Annotated in this window: 6 protein-coding genes; 3 read left to right on the forward strand and 3 right to left on the reverse strand. The window is 74.5% G+C overall.

Annotation, left to right across the window (positions count from 1 at the left end; genetic code table 11):
- Positions 1-109 precede the first annotated feature (109 nt).
- The 3 genes from ACWEMJ_RS33805 to ACWEMJ_RS33815 all read right to left on the reverse strand — a co-directional run bounded on the left by ACWEMJ_RS33805 (position 110) and on the right by ACWEMJ_RS33815 (position 2,668).
- Positions 110-874: a cyclase family protein gene (locus tag ACWEMJ_RS33805; RefSeq protein WP_452140970.1), complete on the reverse strand. Its 765-nt coding sequence runs from the start codon at positions 872-874 to the stop codon at positions 110-112.
- Entirely contained in the window at positions 871-1,689 is an 819-nt protein-coding gene (locus ACWEMJ_RS33810) for an aromatase/cyclase (protein WP_452140971.1), read from the reverse strand. The genes ACWEMJ_RS33805 and ACWEMJ_RS33810 overlap by 4 nt, the downstream gene beginning before the upstream one ends.
- An 88-nt stretch (positions 1,690-1,777) precedes the next feature.
- Positions 1,778-2,668: an NAD(P)H-binding protein gene (locus ACWEMJ_RS33815; RefSeq protein WP_452140972.1), complete on the reverse strand. Its 891-nt coding sequence runs from the start codon at positions 2,666-2,668 to the stop codon at positions 1,778-1,780.
- 201 nt (positions 2,669-2,869) lie between these two features.
- Between ACWEMJ_RS33815 and ACWEMJ_RS33820 the strand changes: the two genes are divergently transcribed.
- The 3 genes from ACWEMJ_RS33820 to ACWEMJ_RS33830 all read left to right on the forward strand — a co-directional run.
- Complete coding sequence (locus ACWEMJ_RS33820; protein ID WP_452140973.1) at positions 2,870-3,265, forward strand: lipocalin-like domain-containing protein; 396 nt, start codon at positions 2,870-2,872, stop codon at positions 3,263-3,265.
- A gap of 19 nt (positions 3,266-3,284) precedes the next feature.
- Positions 3,285-3,521, forward strand: coding sequence for a DUF6059 family protein (locus ACWEMJ_RS33825; protein ID WP_452140974.1), 237 nt, complete (start codon positions 3,285-3,287; stop codon positions 3,519-3,521).
- Positions 3,518-3,852: carboxyl transferase domain-containing protein (locus ACWEMJ_RS33830; protein WP_452140975.1), on the forward strand; the 335-nt coding region annotated here is incomplete at its 3' end. The genes ACWEMJ_RS33825 and ACWEMJ_RS33830, both read left to right, overlap by 4 nt.

Genomic DNA, 3,852 nt, shown 5'->3' on the forward strand with positions numbered 1-3,852 from the left:
TCACCCTCACCCCCCACCCCCTCCCCCCCCCCCTCCGCCTCCCCCTCCCCACTCACCCCCCCCCCCCCCGCGCCCCCCCCCCCCCCCCCCGGCCCCCGCCCCCCACGGCTCAGTTCTCGTCCGGCTCCTCGACGATCGCCACCACCCGGCTCCACGCCGCGCCCAGCCCGGCCAGCCGGACGGGGAAGCAGGCGACGGTGAAGCCGTGCGCGGCGGGCAGCTCGTCCAGCCGGGCGAGCTTCTCCAGCTGGCAGTAGGCCCGCTCGCGCCCGTACAGGTGGGCGGGCCACAGCACGCCGTTGTCGCCGCTGGCCCGGTAGTCGCCCAGCATCGAGGCGAACGGCCGGTCGAAGCCCCAGGCGTCGATGCCGATCACCTTGGCGCCGCGCTCCACCAGCCACGCGGTCGACTCCCGGGTCATCCCGGGGTGGTCGGTGCGGTACGCCTCGGTGCCCCAGAGCCGGTCCGCGCCGGTCCAGATCAGCGGGATGTCGCCCGGCCGCAGCTCGTACGACTCCTTGGCGAGCGCGTCCTGGAGGTCGGCGGCGGTGATCCCGACTCCGGACGGGACGTGCCGCAGGTCGAGCCGGACGCCCGGCGCGAAGCACCACTCCAGCGGCACCCGGTCGATCGCGTCGGCCGGCCGGCCCTCGCTGCGCAGGCCGTAGTGCAGCGGCGCGTCCATGTGGGTGCCGGTGTGGGTGGTCAGGGTGATCGTCTCGTTGGAGATCGCGTCGCCCTCCGGGAAGTCCTCCGGACGCAGCCCCAGCGCGGCCGGCGCGGAGGCGTGGTCGAGCACGCTCACCTCCACCGGGGTGGCCTCGCTCGGGCCGTCCAGCACCGGCACGCTGAGGTCGATCAGGCGGCGCCTCACGCCGCGGACCCGGCGGCCTTCGCGCGCCGCTCGGACTCCTGGCGCACCGCGTCCAGGTCGGCGTGGCTGTTGCGCTCCACGGCCGCCCGCAGCAGCTCGGTGGCCTTCTCCCGGCTGGGCACCTGCTCGGTGGGCCGGGCCGCGAAGTCGTGCGTGATGACCAGCTGGGTGCGGTTCTCGTCCAGCGGCAGCGCCCGCCAGTCGCCGCCCATGTACTCGACCATCGGCGCGTTGTCGAGCTGCCGGTAGGAGATGGTGCGGCGGGCCCGGTCCAGGTCGCGCCGGGTCACCCAGCTCTGCCGCTGACCGCTCACGTCGACCACCAGGCGGGCGATCTGGTGGGTCTCCGACTCCTCCAGCAGGGTCGAGGTCTCGGTGGGCGGGAACAGCTTCGCGTAGCCGCCGATGTCGGCCAGCACCTCGTAGACGATGTCCGCGGCGGCCTCGACGGTCACGGTGTGCTCGGTGTGGAACATCGTGCTCCCTCCGCTGCCGGACGGCAGCATCTGCTCGTGATTGGCGTAGGCGGCCTCGTAGGCGAGCCTGCCGCGCCACTCGGCGATGAACTCGTGCACCCCGGGACGCTCGGAGAACTCCTGCAGGGTCGCCACGTCGGCGCAGGAGAACTGCGCGATGTGGGTGGCGGTCATGCCCTTGGCGTGCTCGTCCACCGGCAGCAGCACGTGCGGGCGCCAGCCGAAGCCGGACACCAGCCCGGAGTCCAGCGCCAGGGCCCGCAGCCCGTCGAAGAACGCCCGGACGTCCTCCTCGGCGGCCTGCGACGGGAACCGGTAGACCAGCGTGTGCACGATCATGACTGCCTCCGAGTGCTGCGGCCGGCGAATGCCGCCCGGGTCCCACCGACGCTAGGAACGGCGCCTCTAGGAACCCTCAACGAGCGCTTCAGGACGCCGGAGGCGCCGCCACGGCGGGCCGCAGCACCTCCGCGCACCAGGTCCGGAACGCGGTCGGCGAGGCGCTCGCCGCGGTGCGCGGCTCGGCGCTGTCCAGGCCCGCGTTCTTCGCCTCCAGCATCTCCACGGTGGCCGCCGCCATCGTCTCCGACAGTCCCGCCCCGGCCAGCACCGCCCGGAACCGCGCCGCCGTCAACTGCCGGTAGCGCACCGGCCGGCCCAGCACCTCCCCGGCGATCTCCGCCATCTCCCGGAACGACAGGTCCTGCGGCCCGAGCACCGGCACGCTGCCCCGCCCGCGCCAGCCGTCGTCCAGCAGCAGCCGCACCGCGGCCCGCGCCACGTCGCGCACCGCCACCACCGGCAGCCGCAGGTCCGCGTCGATCACCGAGCAGAACTCGCCGCGCTCCCGGATCCCGTCCGCCTGCTGGAGCAGGTTCTCCATGAACGCGGGCATCGCCAGCGCCCGGTACGCCACCCCGGTCGAGGCGATCAGGTCGTCCATCGCCAGCGACGCCGTCACCAGCCCCGCCGGCCCGGCGAAGTGCCGGCCCAGCGCCGACACCCCGACCACCCGCTCCACCCCGTGCCGCACCAGCGCCCCGCAGGCCGGGCGGGCGAAACCGCAGTACACGGCGTCCAGGTCGTCCGCCCGGACGTCCGGCGGCGCCAGCCAGAACACCGCCCGGGCCCCCGCGAACGCCCGGTCCACCACCACCGGGTCGCCGTGCGAGCCCGCCACCACCTCCACCCGCTCCCGCACCCCGGCCGGCAGCCGCCCCGGGTCCCGCACCACCACCCGCACCGGGGCGCCGGCCGCCAGCAGACCGGACAGGACCAGACTCCCCACAGCGCCGGTGGGAGTGGTGACCACGATCATCGAAAGCTCCTCGCACGACTCGGCCCGGCACACCGCCGGTACCGCGAACCTCCCACTCCCGGCTGGAGCCGCACCGGCAGCGCCCCTGGACCGCGCCGCCCGTGCACCGGTCCTTGAGCGGCGTTCTAGCCCGGCGCGCGACCGTGGACGACGCGGGCGGACGGCGGCTGCCGTCCGCCGGGAGCGAGCCGGGGAGCGGTGATGGTAAGCGAAGGGGACCTGGTCGGAGCCTGGCGGCTGATCGCCCACTACTACCGGGAGGACGACGGCAGCACCAGCGAGGGCCCGCTCGGCGACGCCGCCGCCGGACTGCTGATCTACCACCAGGACGGCTACATGGCCGCCAGCCTGATGCGCACCCGTCCCGCCGACGCCGGCGAGGCCTACCTCGGCAGCACCGACGACTTCCTGAGCTACTCCGGCCGCTGGCAGGTGCGCGCCGACACCGTCGTCCACCAGGTCTCCATCGCCTCCCACGCCCGCGTGGTCAACACCGAACAGATCCGCCAAGTCCGGCTCCAGGACGGCGAGTTGCGCCTGGAGCGCCGCCTCGGCGGCCCGCACGACTACGTGGTCATGGACTGGAAACGTGCCTGAGCGAGCAAGGAGGCGGACGATGCGCAGCCGACTACTGGCCACCGCGTGGCAGATCCTCAAGTCCGGCCTGATCGCGGTCGGTTGGATCTGGGCGCCCTACCCCCTGCACGCCTACGCCGAGCGGCTGCTCGACCCCGTCCTCGACGAGCCCCCCGCCGGCCACCCCGAACGCCTCGCCCCCGAACACCCCGTCACCCCCGAGGAACGCGCCCTGTGGCAGCACCTCGACCGCACCGCCGCCAGGCAGCTGCCGTGACCGCCGCCGGCGACGCCCGTAGCCGGGTGGCCGAACTCCACGAGCTGCGCGAGCAGGTCCGCCGGGGCCCCAGCGAGAAGGCCACCGAGGCGCAGCACGCGAAGGGCAAGCTGACCGCTCGCGAGCGGATCGAGCTTTTGCTGGACGAGGGCTCGTTCCACGAGGTGGAGCCGCTGCGCCGGCACCGTGCCCAGGGCTTCGGTCTGGAGGCGAAGAAGCCCCACACCGACGGCGTCGTCGTCGGCTGGGGCACCGTCCACGGCCGCACCGTGTTCACCTACGCGCACGACTTCCGGATCTTCGGCGGCGCGCTGGGCGAGGCCCACGCCCA

The sequence above is a fragment of the Kitasatospora sp. NPDC004531 genome, from assembly GCF_053602195.1.

What these genes read in the sequence shown, in the direction of transcription:
- ACWEMJ_RS33810 (WP_452140971.1), bottom strand. Translation starts at nt 1,689, where the DNA reads ATGATCGTGCACACGCTGGTCTACCGGTTCCCGTCGCAGGCCGCCGAG.
- ACWEMJ_RS33815 (WP_452140972.1), bottom strand. Translation starts at nt 2,668, where the DNA reads ATGATCGTGGTCACCACTCCCACCGGCGCTGTGGGGAGTCTGGTCCTG.
- ACWEMJ_RS33820 (WP_452140973.1), top strand. Translation starts at nt 2,870, where the DNA reads ATGGTAAGCGAAGGGGACCTGGTCGGAGCCTGGCGGCTGATCGCCCAC.
- ACWEMJ_RS33825 (WP_452140974.1), top strand. Translation starts at nt 3,285, where the DNA reads ATGCGCAGCCGACTACTGGCCACCGCGTGGCAGATCCTCAAGTCCGGC.